The organism is Aeromonas sp. 604176 (assembly GCF_049170755.1).
Lineage (GTDB): Bacteria > Pseudomonadota > Gammaproteobacteria > Enterobacterales > Aeromonadaceae > Aeromonas > Aeromonas veronii_A.
In genome coordinates, this window is the sequence record NZ_JAAKNE010000280.1 from 1 (window position 1) to 968 (window position 968).

The 968-nt window shown below is 55.9% G+C and carries 1 protein-coding gene; it reads right to left on the reverse strand.

Going from position 1 to position 968, the window contains the following annotated elements; genetic code table 11:
• Window positions 1-968 (reverse strand): sigma-70 factor domain-containing protein (locus G5358_RS21345; RefSeq protein ID WP_421324909.1); only part of this gene is annotated, 968 nt, incomplete at both ends.

Below are 968 nucleotides of genomic sequence, written 5' to 3' on the forward strand. Positions count from 1 at the left end.
TGGATCAGGTCCAGGAACTGCAGACCGCGGTTGGTGTACTTCTTGGCGATAGAGATAACCAGACGCAAGTTGGCCTCAACCATCTCTTTCTTCGCGCGGCGGGCCTTGGCCTCACCGATGCTCATGCGACGGTTGATATCCTTGATCTGGGCAATCGACAGGCCGGTCTCTTCTTCAATCTGCTGCAGCTTGCCGATGGCGCGCTGAATATCTTCGTCCATTTCAACCAGACGGGGAGACCAGGCTTTGCCAGCCTGCTTCTGGTATTCGAACCAGGCAGTTTCACACTCGTTGTTGGTGAAGGCCGCGACGAAGGTTTTCTTCGGCATCTTGGCCTGCTCAACGCAGAGCTTCATGATGATGCGTTCCTGCACGCGGACGCGCTCCATCATTTCACGCATGTTGTTGACCAGGCGATCGAACTGCTTGGGCATCAGGCGGAATTGGCGGAATACATCGGCCAGCTGGGCGATGGCGGCCTGGGTATCTTCGTGCGCGCGACCATTCTTCTGAATGGAGAGACGGGTCACTTCATACTGGGCACGCAGTTCGCCAAACTTCTCGCGAGCGACTTCCGGATCCGGACCACCGTCACCGTCGTCGTCAGAGCTGTCGCCATCTTCGTCTTCGTCTTCTTCGTCTTCTTCATCTTCGTCGGCCAGATCGTCTTCGCCGAGTTCGGAACCGATATGCGTGGCGGTAGGCGCCATATCTTCAGTTTCGTTCGGGTCAATAAAGCCAGAGATGATGTCAGAGAGACGCAGCTGCTCGGCTTCGTACTTGTCGTACTGTTCGAGCAGGTAAGTAATTGCTTCAGGGTACTCGGCTACGGAGCTTTGTACCTGGTTGATACCGTCTTCGATCCGCTTGGCGATGTCGATTTCGCCTTCACGGGTCAGCAGTTCGACGGTACCCATTTCCCGCATGTACATGCGGACGGGATCGGTCGTGCGACCAATCTCAGATTC